20 protein-coding genes are annotated in these 15,400 nt (G+C 69.3%); 16 read left to right on the top strand and 4 right to left on the bottom strand.

The annotated features are described in order from the left end of the window. Nucleotides 1-13: 13 nt before the first annotated feature. Nucleotides 14-1,840: an ABC-F family ATP-binding cassette domain-containing protein gene (locus GV007_RS01480; RefSeq protein ID WP_160070694.1), complete on the top strand. Its 1,827-nt coding sequence runs from the start codon at nt 14-16 to the stop codon at nt 1,838-1,840. A 121-nt stretch (nt 1,841-1,961) separates the two neighbouring features. Then, the gene (locus tag GV007_RS01475) at nt 1,962-2,315 is read left to right on the top strand and encodes a hypothetical protein (protein WP_160070693.1); all 354 of its coding nucleotides are present in this window, start codon (nt 1,962-1,964) and stop codon (nt 2,313-2,315) included. A 153-nt stretch (nt 2,316-2,468) separates the two neighbouring features. Here GV007_RS01475 and GV007_RS01470 read toward each other — a convergent pair whose 3' ends face one another. Then, nucleotides 2,469-3,314 carry a PhzF family phenazine biosynthesis protein gene (locus GV007_RS01470; protein WP_160070692.1) on the bottom strand — a complete coding sequence of 282 codons (846 nt, stop codon included), beginning with the start codon at nt 3,312-3,314 and terminating at the stop codon, nt 2,469-2,471. A 266-nt stretch (nt 3,315-3,580) separates the two neighbouring features. On the opposite strand from GV007_RS01470, the gene GV007_RS01465 reads away from it, so the two are divergent. From GV007_RS01465 to GV007_RS01450, 4 genes are all read left to right on the top strand, one after another. Further along, a complete protein-coding gene (locus tag GV007_RS01465; protein ID WP_160070691.1) occupies nt 3,581-4,060 on the top strand; it encodes a hypothetical protein in 480 nt (159 codons plus the stop codon). Between the two features lie 66 nt (nt 4,061-4,126). Then, complete coding sequence (locus GV007_RS01460; protein WP_160070690.1) at nt 4,127-4,711, top strand: TetR/AcrR family transcriptional regulator; 585 nt, start codon at nt 4,127-4,129, stop codon at nt 4,709-4,711. Nucleotides 4,712-4,814: 103 nt separating this feature from the next. Then, the gene (locus GV007_RS01455; RefSeq protein WP_160070689.1) at nt 4,815-5,660 is read left to right on the top strand and encodes a sugar phosphate isomerase/epimerase family protein; all 846 of its coding nucleotides are present in this window, start codon (nt 4,815-4,817) and stop codon (nt 5,658-5,660) included. Further along, on the top strand, nt 5,657-6,817 hold the full coding sequence (locus GV007_RS01450) for a Gfo/Idh/MocA family protein (protein WP_160070688.1): 1,161 nt from the start codon (nt 5,657-5,659) through the stop codon (nt 6,815-6,817). The genes GV007_RS01455 and GV007_RS01450 overlap by 4 nt, the downstream gene beginning before the upstream one ends. A 34-nt stretch (nt 6,818-6,851) precedes the next feature. On the opposite strand, the gene GV007_RS01445 is transcribed toward GV007_RS01450, so the two are convergent. Further along, nucleotides 6,852-7,616 (bottom strand): maleylpyruvate isomerase family mycothiol-dependent enzyme, encoded by a 765-nt coding sequence (locus GV007_RS01445; protein WP_160070687.1) that lies wholly within the window; start codon nt 7,614-7,616, stop codon nt 6,852-6,854. A gap of 46 nt (nt 7,617-7,662) precedes the next feature. Beyond that, the gene (locus tag GV007_RS01440) at nt 7,663-7,962 is read right to left on the bottom strand and encodes a hypothetical protein (RefSeq protein WP_160070686.1); all 300 of its coding nucleotides are present in this window, start codon (nt 7,960-7,962) and stop codon (nt 7,663-7,665) included. A 183-nt stretch (nt 7,963-8,145) separates the two neighbouring features. On the opposite strand from GV007_RS01440, the gene GV007_RS01435 reads away from it, so the two are divergent. The 3 genes from GV007_RS01435 to GV007_RS01425 all read left to right on the top strand — a co-directional run bounded on the left by GV007_RS01435 (nt 8,146) and on the right by GV007_RS01425 (nt 10,482). Further along, the gene (locus GV007_RS01435) at nt 8,146-8,679 is read left to right on the top strand and encodes a quercetin 2,3-dioxygenase (RefSeq protein ID WP_160070685.1); all 534 of its coding nucleotides are present in this window, start codon (nt 8,146-8,148) and stop codon (nt 8,677-8,679) included. Continuing rightward, a complete protein-coding gene (locus tag GV007_RS01430; protein WP_201297536.1) occupies nt 8,676-9,521 on the top strand; it encodes an alpha/beta hydrolase in 846 nt (281 codons plus the stop codon). Before GV007_RS01435 ends, GV007_RS01430 begins: the two co-directional genes overlap by 4 nt. A gap of 67 nt (nt 9,522-9,588) precedes the next feature. Further along, on the top strand, nt 9,589-10,482 hold the full coding sequence (locus GV007_RS01425) for a LysR family transcriptional regulator (protein ID WP_160070684.1): 894 nt from the start codon (nt 9,589-9,591) through the stop codon (nt 10,480-10,482). A 48-nt stretch (nt 10,483-10,530) separates the two neighbouring features. Here GV007_RS01425 and ppk2 read toward each other — a convergent pair whose 3' ends face one another. After that, nucleotides 10,531-11,436, bottom strand: coding sequence for a polyphosphate kinase 2 (gene ppk2, locus GV007_RS01420; RefSeq protein WP_104243321.1), 906 nt, complete (start codon nt 11,434-11,436; stop codon nt 10,531-10,533). Between the two features lie 508 nt (nt 11,437-11,944). Between ppk2 and GV007_RS01415 the strand changes: the two genes are divergently transcribed. From GV007_RS01415 to GV007_RS01385, 7 genes are all read left to right on the top strand, one after another. After that, nucleotides 11,945-12,406, top strand: a complete 462-nt coding sequence (locus GV007_RS01415; protein WP_160070683.1) for an Asp23/Gls24 family envelope stress response protein — start codon at nt 11,945-11,947, stop codon at nt 12,404-12,406. After that, a complete protein-coding gene (locus GV007_RS01410; RefSeq protein ID WP_194678252.1) occupies nt 12,403-12,603 on the top strand; it encodes a DUF2273 domain-containing protein in 201 nt (66 codons plus the stop codon). Before GV007_RS01415 ends, GV007_RS01410 begins: the two co-directional genes overlap by 4 nt. Further along, the gene (locus GV007_RS01405) at nt 12,600-12,980 is read left to right on the top strand and encodes a hypothetical protein (RefSeq protein ID WP_160070682.1); all 381 of its coding nucleotides are present in this window, start codon (nt 12,600-12,602) and stop codon (nt 12,978-12,980) included. Before GV007_RS01410 ends, GV007_RS01405 begins: the two co-directional genes overlap by 4 nt. Then, nucleotides 12,977-13,558 (top strand): DUF6286 domain-containing protein, encoded by a 582-nt coding sequence (locus GV007_RS01400; protein WP_160070681.1) that lies wholly within the window; start codon nt 12,977-12,979, stop codon nt 13,556-13,558. The genes GV007_RS01405 and GV007_RS01400 overlap by 4 nt, the downstream gene beginning before the upstream one ends. Then, nucleotides 13,555-14,160, top strand: a complete 606-nt coding sequence (locus GV007_RS01395; protein ID WP_160070680.1) for a hypothetical protein — start codon at nt 13,555-13,557, stop codon at nt 14,158-14,160. The genes GV007_RS01400 and GV007_RS01395 overlap by 4 nt, the downstream gene beginning before the upstream one ends. Nucleotides 14,161-14,261: 101 nt before the next feature. Then, nucleotides 14,262-14,435 carry a CsbD family protein gene (locus GV007_RS01390; RefSeq protein ID WP_160070679.1) on the top strand — a complete coding sequence of 58 codons (174 nt, stop codon included), beginning with the start codon at nt 14,262-14,264 and terminating at the stop codon, nt 14,433-14,435. Between the two features lie 212 nt (nt 14,436-14,647). Then, a complete protein-coding gene (locus tag GV007_RS01385; RefSeq protein ID WP_160070678.1) occupies nt 14,648-15,208 on the top strand; it encodes a recombinase family protein in 561 nt (186 codons plus the stop codon). Nucleotides 15,209-15,400 lie beyond the last annotated feature (192 nt).

Genomic DNA, 15,400 nt, shown 5'->3' with positions numbered 1-15,400 from the left:
TTAAGCTGGTCTGATGGCCCATCTTCTCGGCGCGGAAGCGCTCCACCTCGAGTTCCCGACTCGAGTCGTCTTCGACAGCGTCTCCGTCGGCATCCAAGAGGGCGACCGCATCGGCATCGTCGGACGCAACGGCGACGGCAAGTCGACCCTGCTCAAGCTGCTCGCCGACCGCATCCAGCCCGATGGCGGCAAGGTCACACGGCGGCGGGGCGTGCGCGTGGGGATGCTCGACCAAGCAGACACCCTGGACCCGGAGCTCACCGTCAAGCAGGCCATCGTCGGCGACATGGACGACCACGACTGGGCTTCCGACGCGAAGATCCGCGACGTCGTGAACGGGCTCGCGGGCGACCTCGAGTGGACCGACAAGATCGGCGACCTCTCCGGCGGCCAGCAGCGCCGCGTGGCCCTCGCGGCCCTGCTCATCGGCGACGACGACATCATCATGCTCGACGAGCCCACCAACCACCTCGACGTCGAGGGCATCGCCTGGCTCGCCAAGCACCTCAACGGCCGCTGGTCGAAGAACCAGGGCGGGCTCGTCGTCGTGACGCACGACCGGTGGTTCCTGGATGCGGTGTGCGAGACGACGTGGGAGGTGCACGACCGTGTTCTCGACCCGTTCGAGGGAGGCTACGCGGCGTACATCCTGCAGCGCGTCGAGCGCGACCGGCAGTCTGCCGCCATCGAATCGAAGCGGCAGAACCTCATGCGCAAGGAGCTCGCGTGGCTGCGCCGCGGCGCCCCGGCGCGCACGGCGAAGCCGAAGTTCCGCATCGAGGCCGCGACGCAGCTCATCGAGGACGAACCTCCCGTGCGCAACCCCGTCGAGCTGTCGCAGCTCGCGACGGCGCGCCTCGGCAAGGACGTCGTCGACCTGCTCGACGTCGGCGTCACCTTCGGCGACAAGGAGGTGCTCCGCGACATCGAGTGGCGCATCGCACCTGGCGAGCGCACCGGCATCCTCGGCGTGAACGGGGCGGGCAAGTCGACGCTCCTCAACCTCGTCGCGGGCACCCTCGAGCCGACGAGCGGCAAGGTGAAGCGCGGCAAGACCGTCAAGATCGCGACGCTCTCGCAGCGCCTCGCCGAACTCGACGAGCACCAGAACGACCGCGTCCGCGAGGTCGTCGCGCGCCAGAAGTCGAGCTACGTTTCGGGCGGCAAGGAGATGACGCCGTCGCAGCTGCTCGAGCGCCTCGGCTTCACGACCACACAGCTCCAGACCCCCGTGAAGGACCTCTCCGGTGGTCAGCGTCGGCGCCTGCAGCTGCTCCTCATCCTCCTCGACGAGCCGAACGTGCTCATCCTCGACGAGCCCACCAACGACCTCGACACCGACATGCTCGCCGCGATGGAGGACCTCCTCGACACGTGGCCGGGCACCCTCCTCGTCGTGTCGCACGACCGGTACCTGCTCGAACGCGTCACCGACCAGCAGTACGCAGTGTGGGACGGCGGCTTCCGCCACCTGCCCGGCGGCGTCGACCAGTACCTCGAGCTGCGCGCCAACAGCCTGAAGGGCTCAGCCCCCGCGACGCTCTCCAGCACGACGGATGCGACCGCCGGCGGTTCCTCGTCGGTTTCAGCCTCCAGTGCCTCCGGCCTCTCCATCGGCGGCGCTGACCGCCGCAGCGCCGAGAAGGAAGTGCAGGGCATCGCCCGCAAGATCCAGAAGATCGAGCAGTCCATGAAGAAGGTCGACGCCGAACTGGCCGCCCACGACCAGGGCGACTACGAGGGACTCGGGACCATCACCGCCAAGCGGCAAGCCCTCGCGGCCGACATCGACGCGCTCGAGGAACGCTGGCTCGAGCTCTCCGAGATCCTCGAGGCGTAGCGGCTCGCGGGCGGCAGAGCAGCTCACCAGCCGCAGACTGGGAGCAGACCAGCAGCTGGAGACCGGCAGCAGACCGGCAGCTCACCAGAGGCAGGAAGCCTGCAAGAGTAGTCTGGCGAACATGAGCCCGATCATCGGTGTCAGCGTCACGCCGCCCGCGGACTACGATCCTCTCGGCGCGGGCACCAACGAGGATGTGGCACCGAGCTTCGCCTGGGTCGCCGCGTCGAGGTTCCGACTCGACATGCTCAACAACCGGCCCCTGTGCGGTGCGGGAGACCCCGAACTGCTCGTCGGCTCGGCCGGTGAGGTGCGCATCCACTTCCCCATCGTCGACCCGGACGCCATCTGCATCCTCATGCTCGCGCCCGTCTCGTTCGAGTTCGAGCTGCCGGAGAGCGCGAGCAGTCGCCCGCTCACCATCACCGTCACCTACGAGGGCGGCCCGCAGGTCGACACGGCGACGCTCGCCTGAGCGCCCACGGACAGCCCCGGATGCCCTGAGCGCCCCGAGCACCCTGAGCACCCTGAGCACCCCTGAGCACCCCGAGCACCCTGAGCGCCCCCGGAAGTCGACGGGGCAGGGGGAGTGCTGGGATCGCGCTGGCGGGGGCGGCGCGAGCCGCGGCTAGGCGAGTGCCGTGCCCGAGAAGAGCGTCGTCGTGGCACCACCGACCCAGACGGCCCCGGAGTCGTCGACGGTCACGGTGATGTCACCGGCACGGCCGAGGCGTGTGCCCTGGGAGACTCGCCAGCTCGGCCCCGGCGCGGTGCCCGTACGGTGCATCCACTGGGCCGTCGACGCGTTCATGCTGCCGCAGACCGGATCCTCGTCCACGCCGATGGCGGGCGCGAAGCTGCGCAGCTCGAAGGCGTGCGGTGCCCCCGGAGGGTAGGCCCCGACGGCTCCGACCATGGCTTCAGGCAGCAGGGAGAGGTCGGGGTCGAGGTCGAGCACCTCCTGAGCGGATGCGAGCTGAACGACGGCCCACCCCGGCCCGTTGTCGATCCACTGGTGGGCGGTGACCTGGTCGGCGCTGATGCCGTATGCCGAGACGATGCGCGCCAGGAGCTCGGGCTCCAGCGGGCCGCTCCGCAGCGTGGGCGGAGCGGCGAACGCCAGGCGTCCCTCGTCGATGCGCACTTCGATGAGCCCGGCGCCGCACTCCTGGACCACGCGCCCCGTGTTCTTCGGAGTGCCGCCCTGCTCGAGCCACGCATGCGCTGAGCCGAGGGTCGGATGGCCGGCGAAGGGGAGCTCCCCGCCAGGGGTGAAGATGCGCAGCCGGTAGTCGGCACCGGGGTCGGTTGTCGGCAGCACGAACGTTGTCTCCGAGAGGTTCGTCCACCGTGCGATGTGTCGCATCTCGTCGTCCGTGAGGCCCGCACCATCGAGGATGACGGCGACCGGGTTGCCGAGATATGGGGCCTCCGAGAAGACGTCGACTTGGGCGAAGGGGCGCGAGGTGGTCACGGGGTGGGCCTTTCGGAGAAGAGGTGGCACGGGTGAGGCGCCACAACGGGGTGAGCGGGGTGCGTGTGTCGCAACCGTACGACGGGTCCACTCCGAGCGCCCGTGCCAATCCAGCGTCGCTGGACTTGCGATCCACTCCCACTGGACTGGACTGGACTGGACTGCAATGGACTGGAGTCGGAGTGGGCTGAGGTTGGGGCTCAGCGGATGCGAGCGGCCGGCGCGGAACCCACGCGCCGTCCAGGCGCGGTCGACACAATCACGGTATGAGCGATGACCAGAGCGTTCCAGGAACCGATGACGACCCGAGGGAGCGTCGAGGTGCTGAGCACCTTCCGCCCGCTGGTGTCGACGAAGCCACGATCGCAGCCGTCGGGAAGCTCACCGAGGCCCTCGAGATGGTCGACCAGGCGCGGGGGCTCCTCTACGCCTTCCACCGGCTGACCGGCGCCGCCGACCTCGCCCTCGGCGAGGCATCCGATGCGCTGCGCGACGCCGGACACCCGGAGGTCGCAGATCGGCTCGACGCCGAGCTGGTCGGGCGGAACGTGATCGAGGGGAGGTGGACGTTCCAGATCGTCGAGGACTACGACGACACCTACTGGGAGCCGTTCCGGGCGGCCGAGCGGGCCACCCGTGAGCAGCTCGTGACTGGGAAGCGGCACCTGGCCGAGGCGGCGATGAAGGAGGACCGTCGGACGCACGGGGCGCGCCACCACGAGGCGAGGCCAAGCGGCGGGGCCTAGCAGCGGGGCCTAGCAGAAGGGTCCGCAAGGGGCCGCGACGGCCTGGCCCCGGATACGATGCTTGGCGTGGCAGCGGATAGAGCGCGGGGGCAGTACGCGAAGGGTGTCGAGCGGAAGCGCGAGATCCTGGCGCAGGCCTACGAGACCCTCCGCGTGACCGGAGCGAGCGGCGCTTCCCTGCGCGCGATCGGCGAGTCCATCGGTGTCTCCCACGGCATGCTGACCCACTACTTCGGTTCTCGCGAGGGGCTGCTCGTCGCGGTGATCCGCGAGCACGACCGCGTCAACGAAGGGCGCATGCCAGACTCGGTATCGCTCGTGCAGCGGATGCGGCTCAGCGCCGAATTCAATGTGAAGTTCCCGGGAATGGTCTCGCTCTTCACAGAGATGCTGGCGAAGTCGGTCGAGCCGGGGGATGGGCCCGCGAGGGTGTTCTTCACGGAGCGGTTCGCGCGGGCGAGGACCCGCTTGGCGGTCGAGATCGACGGGCAGCTCGCGGCCCTTCCCGAGGGGCGCCGCGCCGAGGCATCCATGCTGGTCGACCTGATCATGGCGGCCTCGGACGGGCTCCAGGTGCGGTGGCTCCTCGATCCCGACGTCGACGTCGCGGCCACGCTCGGGCTGCTCGAGCGTCTCGGTCAGGACCGCTGAGCCGGGCTCGGCACACTCAAAGTTGCCAACTGGCAATTTTCTAGTAGCGTCTCCAGGAGAGCGAACCGCGACGGGGCGGACGCCCACCGACACAGGAGTCACCGTGCCCACCACTCGACCAGAAGCGCCCTCCACTCGAACGGGAGCGCAGCGGCCAGCGACCTCGCTGCAGCTGTACAGCGTCAACTCGCACCTCGAAGCCGACCTTGACGGCACGCTCGCGCGCCTCAGCGAGATCGGCCTGCGCAACGTCGAAGCCTTCGCCTTCGTCGACCGCGCCGACGAGCTCGCGGCGGCCTTCGCCAGGCACGGCATCGCGGCCCCGACGGGTCACGCGATGCTCGTCGCCAAGGAGGTCACGCGCGAGGGCGTGACGACGCCGGTGCCGAGCCACGCCGCCACCTTCGAGGCAGCGAAGAAGCTCGGCATGGAGGTCGTCATCGACCCTGCGGTCTTCGACTGGTCGACCGGCGAAGCCGTCGAGGCGACGGCGTCCGCCCTCAACGAGGCAGCCAGGTCAGCCGCCGAGCACGGCCTCCGCGTCGGCTACCACAATCACGCGTGGGAGCTCAGCACCCTCATCGAGGGCGTCCCCGCCCTCGAGTACTTCGCGGGGCTCCTCGACGACGAGGTGGTCCTCGAGATCGACGTGTACTGGGCGCACATCGGGGGAGTGGATGCGCCGGCCCTGCTCAGGCGTCTTGGCGACCGCGTGAGGGCCCTCCACATCAAGGACGGTCCGCAGGTCGAGAACCCGTTCGTCGCGGATGCTCCCTTCGACCCGTCGGGGCTGGGCCAGGTCCCGGCCGGTCAAGGTGCCATCCCGCTCGAGGCTGCCCTTGCGGCTACCCCGTCGGCGGAATTCGCCGTCATCGAGTTCGACCACTTCGACGGCGACATCTTCGCCGCGATCGCCGCCAGTTTCGACTACCTGGAGAACCGCGCATGAGCAGCGAGCAGGTGCGCCGCCAGACGGCCAGGAGAGGCCCCGTCGGCGTCGGCATCATCGGCACCGGCATGATCAGCAACGCCTACCTCGACAACCTGACGCGCTTCCCCGACGTGCGAGTCGTGGCGCTTGGCGACCTCAACGAGGCCCTCGCCGCAGAGAAGGCCGCGAGTTACGGTGTTCCGTTCTCCGGCTCGCCCGCCTCGGTGCTGGCGAACGATGACGTCGAGATCGTCATCAACCTGACTATCCCGGCCGCCCACGTCCCGGTCGCGCTCGACGCCATCGCGGCGGGCAAGCACGTGTGGATCGAGAAGCCCATCGGCATCGACCGACAGGAGGCCAAGACCCTGCTCGAGGCGGCCGACGCGGCTGGCCTGCGCGTGGGGGTTGCACCCGACACGGTGCTGAACCCGGGCATCCAGACCGCCCTCCGTCACCTCGCGAGCGGCGTCATCGGCACCCCGCTCACGGCCCGCACCATGATGCGCTACTCGGGGCCCGACCTGTTCCACCCCAACCCGGCGTTCCTCTTCGCCCGCGGCGGCGGCCCACTGCTCGACATGGGGCCGTACTACGTGACGACTCTCGTGAGCGCGTTCGGCCCCGTCAGGAAGGTCTACGCGACGGGCTCGACGGCCAAGGAAGCCCGCACCGTGAAGCTCGGCCCGAACGCGGGCCAGTCGTTCCCAGTCGAGGTGCTCACGCACGTGGATGCGCTCGTCACCTTCGAAAGCGGGGCCAGCGCGCAGCTCACCTTCAGCAACGACTCCCCGCTCGCCGAGATGGGCACCGTCGAGATTATCGGCCCGGGCGGCATGCTCATCACCCCCGACCCGAACCACGCCGACGGGGGCACGCGAGTGGCGCGCCATCCCCAGGAGTACTCGGAGACGCTCGAGCCGAGCTGGGAGGACTACCCGGAGGAGGGAACGGTCACGGGGCGCGGATACGGCACGCTCGACATGGCCCGCGGTATCCGCGAGGGGCTCCCGCACGTCGCGACCGGCGAGCTCGCCCTGCACGTGCTCGACATCATGCTCGCCATCGAGGAGTCGGCGGCGGCCGGCGAGGTCGTCGTCGTCGAGAGCACGCTCGAGCGGGTTCCGCTCGTGGATCACCAGCGAGACCCGTTCGCGGCGACGCTCAGCAGCTAACGAGCGTCTGACGCTGTCGCGGCGCTCACGGGTCTCACGGGGCGAGTGGGTGCGCGAGCACCCGCTCGAGTGCCGCGGCCGAGCCCGTGAGCCGGGCGTCCACCGTCGTGAGCTCGCGTCGCTTCCAGAGCAGCAGCAGCGCGTCCTCGGCGGTGAGCTCGAGCGTCGCATCGGCTGGGGTGGTGGTCTCGGTGGGCCAGGACCCACCGGCCGCCACCTCGCCGATCGGGCCGAGCCGCACCGGCGAAGGTGTGCTCGCGTCGAGGCCCCGCAACTCGAGGTCGACGCGTTCGTCGAGCGACGGCATTCGCCCGAGCGACACCTGTCTCGGGTACATGTCGTGCGCGACCTCGGCGACTCCGACCGCCGCGATCGTGGCCGGAATGGGCACCGCGATGCCGAGGCTGTCGGTCGCGTCCCAGAGGTGCAGGGTCGTCTCGAGAGCCTGCCGCTTCGCCCAGGTGGATGCGCGGGCCGGCGGGTAGAGGGCCCAGCAGGGCGCGGCCTCCGGCAGCTCGCGCAGGGTCGCCACGAGCTCCGCGGCGCCCTCGCGGAACCAGGCGAGCAGCGCGTCCCGGTCGTCGAGGGGTGCCTCCGGAGCCAGCCGCTCGACCTGCTGGCCACCGCCGAGCAGCTGCGCGCGCGCCCACCGGTGCACGCCACCGAGGTGCTCGGCCAGCTCGGCGAGCGACCAGCCAGGGCAGGAGGGGACGGGCGTCGCGAGGTCTGCCGAGCCGAGGAGCGTCGCGAACGCGCTTGCCGCATCCGCGGTCACCTCGATGAACTGTGCGTGGTGCATGCTCAGATCCTAGAGAGTCGACCTCTCGCGCTGGTGGCTCGACCGGTCACCGGCGGCGGACGCGCCCGTAGAGCTTCACGAAGGACGGCACGACGAGGTACACCGCCAGCGGGACGACGACGAGCGTCACGACGCAGGCCCGGGCGATGGGGTGCCATGACCCGACGAGGGGGTCCGCGAGCATCGACGTGATGGCGACGAGCGGGAAGATCGCCAACCACGTGAGCACGGCGCGCACGTGAATGGAGGGCGGCGGCGCGGCGGTGGGCGGCGCGGCAGGGGATCCGCTCGGTCCCTGCCCGTCAGACCCGCCGATTCCTGGGGCAGGTGCGGTCGGGCCCGTCATGCTGCTCTTTCGCGACTCATGGAAGCCGATGGTAGTTGCCGAAGGCGGCGCGTTCCGCCCCAGAGGGCATCTGCCCGTTAGGAGGTGGCTCACGTCCCTTAGGCAGGACCCCGTCGCGCGGGGCGCAAGGACTTGCGAGGGTTGACGACGAGGGCCGACCGGCCCGCAACAAGGAGGTTGCCGATGTCAGCATTCGCCCCGATCGAGAGCCAGCTCCCCGCGGCCCCGCTGCCGTACCTGTTGGACGCCGCAGAAGGCGACAAGCTCGTGCTCTTCGACCAGCTCTTCACGCTGCTCACGACCTCGCCGCAGACCGCGGGCCAGTTCGACGCGTTCATCACGGAGGGGCGCCCGGGCAGGCCTGTCCCGCCGCACTTCCACGCTGAGACGCACGAGACGTTCTTCGTGCTCGAGGGGGCCATCCGGCTGTGGATCGACGATCGGCAGGGCAACCGCGAGACGCGCGTCCTCGAGGCCGGGGGCTTCGGATTCGTGCCGAAGGACACCATCCATTCGTACCGTATCGAGCGGACTGGGAAGATCTTCGGCGTCACGAGCGCGGGATTCACGGACTTCTTCCGGGCCGTGGCGCGGCCCACGTCGAAGCCCGGCATTCCGGAGGAAGCTGAGTTTCACATCCCGGAGCCCGCCGTGTTCGGCGCGCAGGGCGCGAAGTACGACGTGCACTTCGTGCAGGGATACGAGCTGTTCGATTGATCACGACGCCAGAGTCCGGCGAGCAGCGGACACCGGCGCACGCTCGCGTCGTGCGCGACATCATCTTCTCTGCGCCTGCCGGATTCCGGCCGCTCACCCTCGACCTGCACCTGCCGGAGGCGGGACGCCCACCCGTCATCGTGTTCGTGCATGGCGGCGGGTGGTTCCGGGGGAGTCGCCGCGTCTTCTGCCCGGGGCGCACCGAGGCGGAGACGTTCGGGCGCCTGACCCGTGCGGGGTGGGCCGTCGCGTCTGTCGACTACCGGTTGAGCGGGGAGGCGAGGTTCCCGGCGCAGCTCGCCGATGTCGAAGCCGCGATCGGCTGGGTGCTCGACGAGGGCGCCGCGATGTTCGGCCTGGATGCCACGCGCGTCGCGCTCTGGGGCGAATCCGCCGGCGGGCACCTCGCAGCGCTCGCGGCCGCTGTGCCTGGCACGCCCGTGCGGGCGGTTGTCGACTGGTACGGGCCGAGCGACCTCGCGGCGATCCCGAAGCCTGTCGGCGCGCCCGGCGCGTCAGTCCAGCCGAGTCGCGAGGAGCTGCTCATCGGTGGGCCCCTCGCGGAGCACCGCGAGCTCACTGAGGCGGCGAGCCCGGTGCGCGCCGTGCACGCAGGGGTACCACCCTTCCTCCTGGCGCACGGAACCGACGACAGCATGGTGCCGAGCGAGCAGAGCCTGCTGCTGCGGGATGCGCTCCACTCGGTCGGCGCGCACGTCGAACTGCAGCTCGTGGCAGGAGCCGACCACATGTGGCGTGGACTCGACGACCTCGAGACCGTCGTGGCTCCGGCCCTGCGGTTCCTGGCCCTGCACGCGGGACCGCCGGAGAGCGCCCGTTGACAGGGCATCCCGGGGAGCTCGCGACCGCCGCCGCTTCCGGTGGCGCGCGCCCGTCTAGTCTCTGAACATGGACATCCCGATCCACGCCGTGCAGTACTTCTGCGTGCTCGCCGAGGAGCTGCACTTCGGTCGAGCCGCCGAGCGGATCCGCATCGCCACCCCCTCCTTGAGCCAGCAGATCGGCCGCCTCGAGCGGCAGCTGGGGGTCAAGCTGTTCGACCGTGAATCGCGCCCGCTGACGCTCACCTCGTTCGGAATCGAGTTCCTGCCGCTCGCCAGGCGACTCCGCGACGACCACCGGGAGATCCTCGAGTGGGCCCAGCGCCTCGCGAGCGAGCAGGCGGCGCCGCAGCTTCGGCTCGGCGTCGTGGCCTCCGCCACAGGCTCCCTCGCTGCGTCGGCGATCGGCTCGATGCTGCAGCAAGTTCCGGATGCGCGGCTCGAGATGCGCCGCACCGGCTTCTTCGAGGTCGTCGACGACCTCGTCAGCGACCGGGTCGACGTCGTGCTGGCGCCCTCGCCCGTGAGCGCGTCCGACGAGGTGACCTGCGAGCCCCTCTGGTCGGAGGGGCGGATGCTCGTGGTCCCGGCGGGACACCGTCTGGCTGCCCGCTCGTCGGTCTCGATCCTGGAGACGAACGACGAGGTGTTCGTCGCGGCCTCCGCTGGACCGCAGGAGATCCTCGACTGGTGGGTGGTGAGCCCGCGGGCCGATGGGACGAGGATCGTGCCAGGCGCATCCGCCGACAGCATGGAGGGCCTGCTCGAGCTCGTCGCCGCGGGGGCTGGCGTGAATATCGCCGGGAGCTCCGCCGCCCGCCACTACCAGCGCGACGACGTCGTGTTCGTGCCGATCGATGACATCGAGCCCGTCACCGTGATGATGTGCACGCTGCGCTCGACCGACAACCCGCTCGTGCCCGTGTTCCGCGACCTCATGCGGGCCCAGCTCTCGAGCTGACCCGGCCCCGCCAGGCCACGCGACGCGGAGCCCCGCGCGGCGCCGGCCCTACTCGTCGGCCGTCTCCTGCTTGCCCCGCATCACGAGCAGCGGGTCCGGCTTCGTGACCACATCGTGGTCCTTGCCCTCGTAGTCGAACTGACCGAGCCAGAATCGCATCGCGTTCAGGCGTGCCCGCTTCTTGTCGTTGGAGCGGATGATCGTCCACGGTGCGTGCTTCTTGTCGGTGAGGCGGAACGTCTCCTCCTTCGCCGCCGTGTAGTCCTCCCAGCGGTCGAGCGAGGCGAGGTCCATGGGGGAGAGCTTCCACCGCCGCACAGGGTCGAGCTGGCGGATCGCGAAGCGCGTGCGCTGCTCGGTGCGCGACACCGAGAACCAGAACTTCGTCACGTGGATGCCCGAGTCGACGAGCATCTTCTCGAACGCCGGTGCCTGCTGCATGAACTGCGTGTGCTCGTCATCGCTGCAGAACCCCATGACCCGCTCCACGCCGGAGCGGTTGTACCAGGAGCGGTCGAACATGACGAGCTCGCCGTCCGTGGGGAGGTGCTGGATGTAGCGCTGGAAGAACCACTGCCCGCGCTCGCGGTCGCTGGGCTTCGCTAGGGCGACGACGCGCGCCTTGCGCGGGTTGAGGTGCTCCGTGAAGCGCTTGATGGTGCCGCCCTTGCCGGCCGCGTCGCGCCCCTCGAAGAGGATCACGGCGCGCTTGTCGTTGTCCTCCATCCAGTACTGGCACTTCAGCAGCTCCACCTGGAGGCGGTACTTCTCGCTCTCGTACTCGTCGCGGCTGAGGCGCTCCTCGTAGGGGTACCCCTCCTGCCACGTGTAGACGGGGTTGCCCTGCGGGTCGATGAGGTCGGGGTCGTTGGTGTGGCCGTCGCGCACCGAGTAGCCGAGCGAGCGCAGGTGTTCGATGTATTCGCGCAGGTCCTGGGGTTGGTCGATAGCCATGCGTTCCTCCGGGGTCAGGTGCGGCGCGTCCGCCGGCGTGCGGGGGAGCGGATGCGGCGCCATGATGCGCCGCGAATGCGAACGGCACGTGTACGGGGCTGCTGGCTGCAGTCCGCGGTTGACCTCTGGGCGCGGGCCACTCGAAAATTGCCCGGGTGATGCGCGCCGAGAACCGGGGAATCACGGTTCTGAATATCGGATTCGCGGCTTCAGAGACATTTTCGTCGACAGTCGGAATCAAACTGGTCCAACGCGGAGATGTGCAAGCGTAATTGGACGAAAAAGGCTGATCAAAACACTCTTTCACGCCTGGCTCGCGTCGCGGAGTTGGTGTCTCGTTCAGTTGCGCGCCCAGCGGGGCTTCCTATGATCCTGCTCGCGTCGACCGCTTCACTTCCTGCCAAGACGAGTTCGAACAATTTCGTGACGAATCACGGACCTGATGCGTCATACCCATACACCCCCGGCCGATGCACCAGCACCGGCCAGAGATCACAAGGAGAACCTCATGTCGAACACCACCCCCGCCACCGGAGCCCCGACCACCAGCCGCAAGGACCTCCAGTCCGCACAGGTCGACGGACACGGCAAGACCACGATCGATGACGGCGTCGTCGCGAAGGTCGCCGGTATCGCCGCTCGTGAAGCACACGGCGTCTACGACCTCGGTGGCGGCGCCGCCCGTGCACTCGGTGCCATCCGCAACGCCCTGAACGCCACCGACCAGGGCCAGGGCATCAGCGTCGAGGTCGGCGAGAAGCAGGTCGCCGTCGACGTGACCATCGTCGCCGACTACCCCGTGGCGCTGCAGGACGTCGCCGATGGTGTCCGCGCCGACGTGATCCGCGCGATCGAGACGATCGTCGGTCTCGAGGTCACCGAGGTCAACGTGACCGTCAACGACGTGCACCTCCCCTCCGACGACAAGAACGAGGAGAAGGACGAGAAGGAAGAGGCGCGAGTCCAGTGAGCACCGCATCCCTCACCCGAACCGGCATTCTCATCGGCGCGGTCCTCGCGCTGACCTGGGTCATCCTGGGCTTCTGGGCGTTCTTCTTCGTCGTCATCGCGATGCTGATCGGCGGACTGATCGGTCGGATCCTCGACGGCAAGCTCAACGCCAGTGCACTTGTTGATGTACTCCGCGGACGGAACACGTCCTCATGAGCATCGCCGCGACGGCTCCGGGCGGCGCGGCGCAGCGAGGCACGACACGGCTCACCGCGAAGGCGCTGAACAGACTCGTGTCAGCTGTCGCCGGTGACGCGCTCGGGGTCGACGCTGGCAGCGTCAGCGTCGACCTCGACGACCACAACGGCAAGCTCGCACTGCGACTCAGCACCCCCATTCGAGTGCCCTCGCTGGCTCGCATCCGCGAACAGCCGAGCTCCATCTCCCGCAGCGGAGGCCCGCTCCTCGAGCGAGTCGAGACTGCGAAGACCACCATCCGTGACCGCGTGCAGACCCTCAGCGGTTCCAGTATCAGCGCGGTCACCATCCGACTGACCGGACTCGAGATCAAACCAGAGGAGCGAGTCAGATGAGCAGCCACACGTCGCTCTACTCCCGCGTCTCCCGGCGCGAGACGCATTCGCCACGTTCGGCGCTCGCGATCGTCCTCGCCGTGCTGCTCATCGTCGTCGCGGCCTGGGTCGGCACGGAGATCGTCCTCGCGCTCCTCGCCCTCCCGGCGCTCCTCGTGGCACCGGTCGACATGTTCGCCTCGACACTTGGTGTGCTCGAGCAGCCCGCCCAGTACGTCGGCCCCGCCGGCGTCGTCGTGGCCGTCATCGGGCTGATCCTGCTCATCGCAGGGCTCGCCCCCGGTCGCCGTTCCCGTCACGTCCTGCGCTCGTCGCGGACCGCGACCGTCGCGGACAACGCGGTCATCGCCTCGGCGCTGGCCAGGCACGCGGCGCGAGCTGGCCATGTCAGCCCCGACAACGTCACCGTGTCCGTGTCGCACCGCCGCGCTGATGTGCGCCTCACCCCCGCATCCGGGGTCCCGGTCGACGCCGCCTCCATCGAAGCGGCCGTCACGCAGCAGCTCGAGCAGTACGAGCTCACCCCGCGCGTCACCGCCAAGGTGCGCGTCGCAGAGAACGGGAAGGTCGGCGCATGAACAGCACGAACCGAGGCCTGAACCGCCTCCTCATCGTCGCCGTCGGCCTCGTCCTGCTCGCGGTCGGAGCAGCTGCGGCACTCGGTGCCTGGCTGCCCGGAGCGAAGGACACCTGGACCCCCATCTCCGAAACCGTGAACACGCAGGTCGGGAGCTGGCTCCAGCAGACACCCTTCCCGGGCACCGACTTCAGCTGGCTGATGATCGCCGTCGTCGCCGTCCTCGTGGTGGGCATCATCCTGCTCCTCGCCTTCAGCCTCCGACAGGGACAGGGGCGGACGGGAACGCTCATCCGCGACCGTAGCTCGGACACGGGACGTACCGTCGTCGACGTGTCCGTCGCACGCGATGCCCTCAGCGAGGCGCTCGGCGAACGTGACGAGTTCCTCTCGACCAGCGTCTCCGCGTACGACGTGAAACGCACCCCGACGCTCAAGGTGTCGGCGACCTGTCGACGCGGCGTCTCGCCCAGAGACGCGACGGCGATCGTCGAGCAGAACCTCGAGGCGCTCGATTCGCTCCTCGGGCAGGAGGTGCCGGTCCTGCTGCAGCTGAGCGGCGGATTCCGCGCCAAGGTACAGCAGTCGACGCGCCTCCAGTAGGCACCACAGCCCGCACGGCACGACCCGAACGAAGCCCCCACACCCACCGCAAGAACAGAACCGTGGCTCCCCCAGAGCCGCACAACGAGAAAGGAACTGCCATGAGCGCAGGAGACAAGATCAAGAACGCAGCAGAAGAGTTCGGCGGCAAGGCCAAGGAAGCCCTCGGCAAGGCCACCGACAACGACAAGCTCGTCGCAGAGGGCCAGGCCGACCAGGCCAGCGCCAACGTGAAGCAGGCGGGCGAAGACGTCAAGGACGCCTTCAAGAAGTAGGGCTCACGAGCGCGAGAAGCGGCAGTCATCCCCTCGGGGTGGCTGCCGCTTCTCGCTTCCGCTGCTGCAGACGACGGTCACAGGCTCGGGAGTGGAGCCGCAGGCGAGTCCCCAGAACGACGGAAGTTCGTGGCTCGCCGCCGTCATGCCTCGGCGTCTCGGGGCGATCGGTAAAGTCGCGTCTTCGACGTTGGTTCGGCGACAGGAGAAGCGTGCCCAAACTCATCGGCTACGCCCGAGTCTCGACCCGACAACAGGGCGCCGATCGGCAGGAGGCGGACCTTCGAGCTGCTGGCGTCCGAGCGGACGACGTCTACGTCGACCGTGTAGAGGCCACCGCTCGCGACTCCTCCTCGGCCCTCGACGCCGCCCTGCGCGCGCTGAGCGGCGGAGACACCTTGGTCGTGCCGACGCTCGACCGGCTCGGGCGGTCCACCGGCGACCTGCTGCGGCTGGCCGCCGAGCTGCGCGCGGAGGGTGTCGCTCTGCGGGTGCTCGACCTCGACGGGGCAGAGGTGGACACGTCGACGCCCACGGGGTCGATGATGTTCGCGGTCATGGCGGCGCTCGAGCGGATGGAGTCGGAGCTCACTCGTGAGCGAGTCCTGGACTCGGTCAGCCGACGACGAGCGTCTCGAGTCGACGACGGCGGCAGCTCTCGGAAGCGCACCGACGGCCCCGCCCAGCCAAGCGGACAAGAACCGCCAGAGGTCGCGGGCGGAACGCACCCGCCTGCCCTGCACGGCCTCACCGTTCCGATCAAGCGACTTTGACCACACAGCCACCTCGGTGGTCAACTGCCGTGCCCTCGAGCAGGGCGACGCTGCAGTGGTGGGGCCGGTACCGCGGTTGCGACGCCGACGAGCGACCTCCGCGTCGCGTCGACAGGGTGGGTAGTCTGCATGGATGATCGGCTTCATCGTCGCCTTCGCCTGACGGTCCTGCGACCCGCCCCTCGCAGTTCC

Origin of the sequence: Pseudoclavibacter sp. 8L (genome assembly GCF_902506465.1) — a bacterium.
Classification (GTDB): domain Bacteria; phylum Actinomycetota; class Actinomycetes; order Actinomycetales; family Microbacteriaceae; genus Pseudoclavibacter.
The sequence above is the reverse complement of the archived record's forward strand: the minus strand, read 5'-3'. Positions and strand labels throughout refer to the sequence as shown.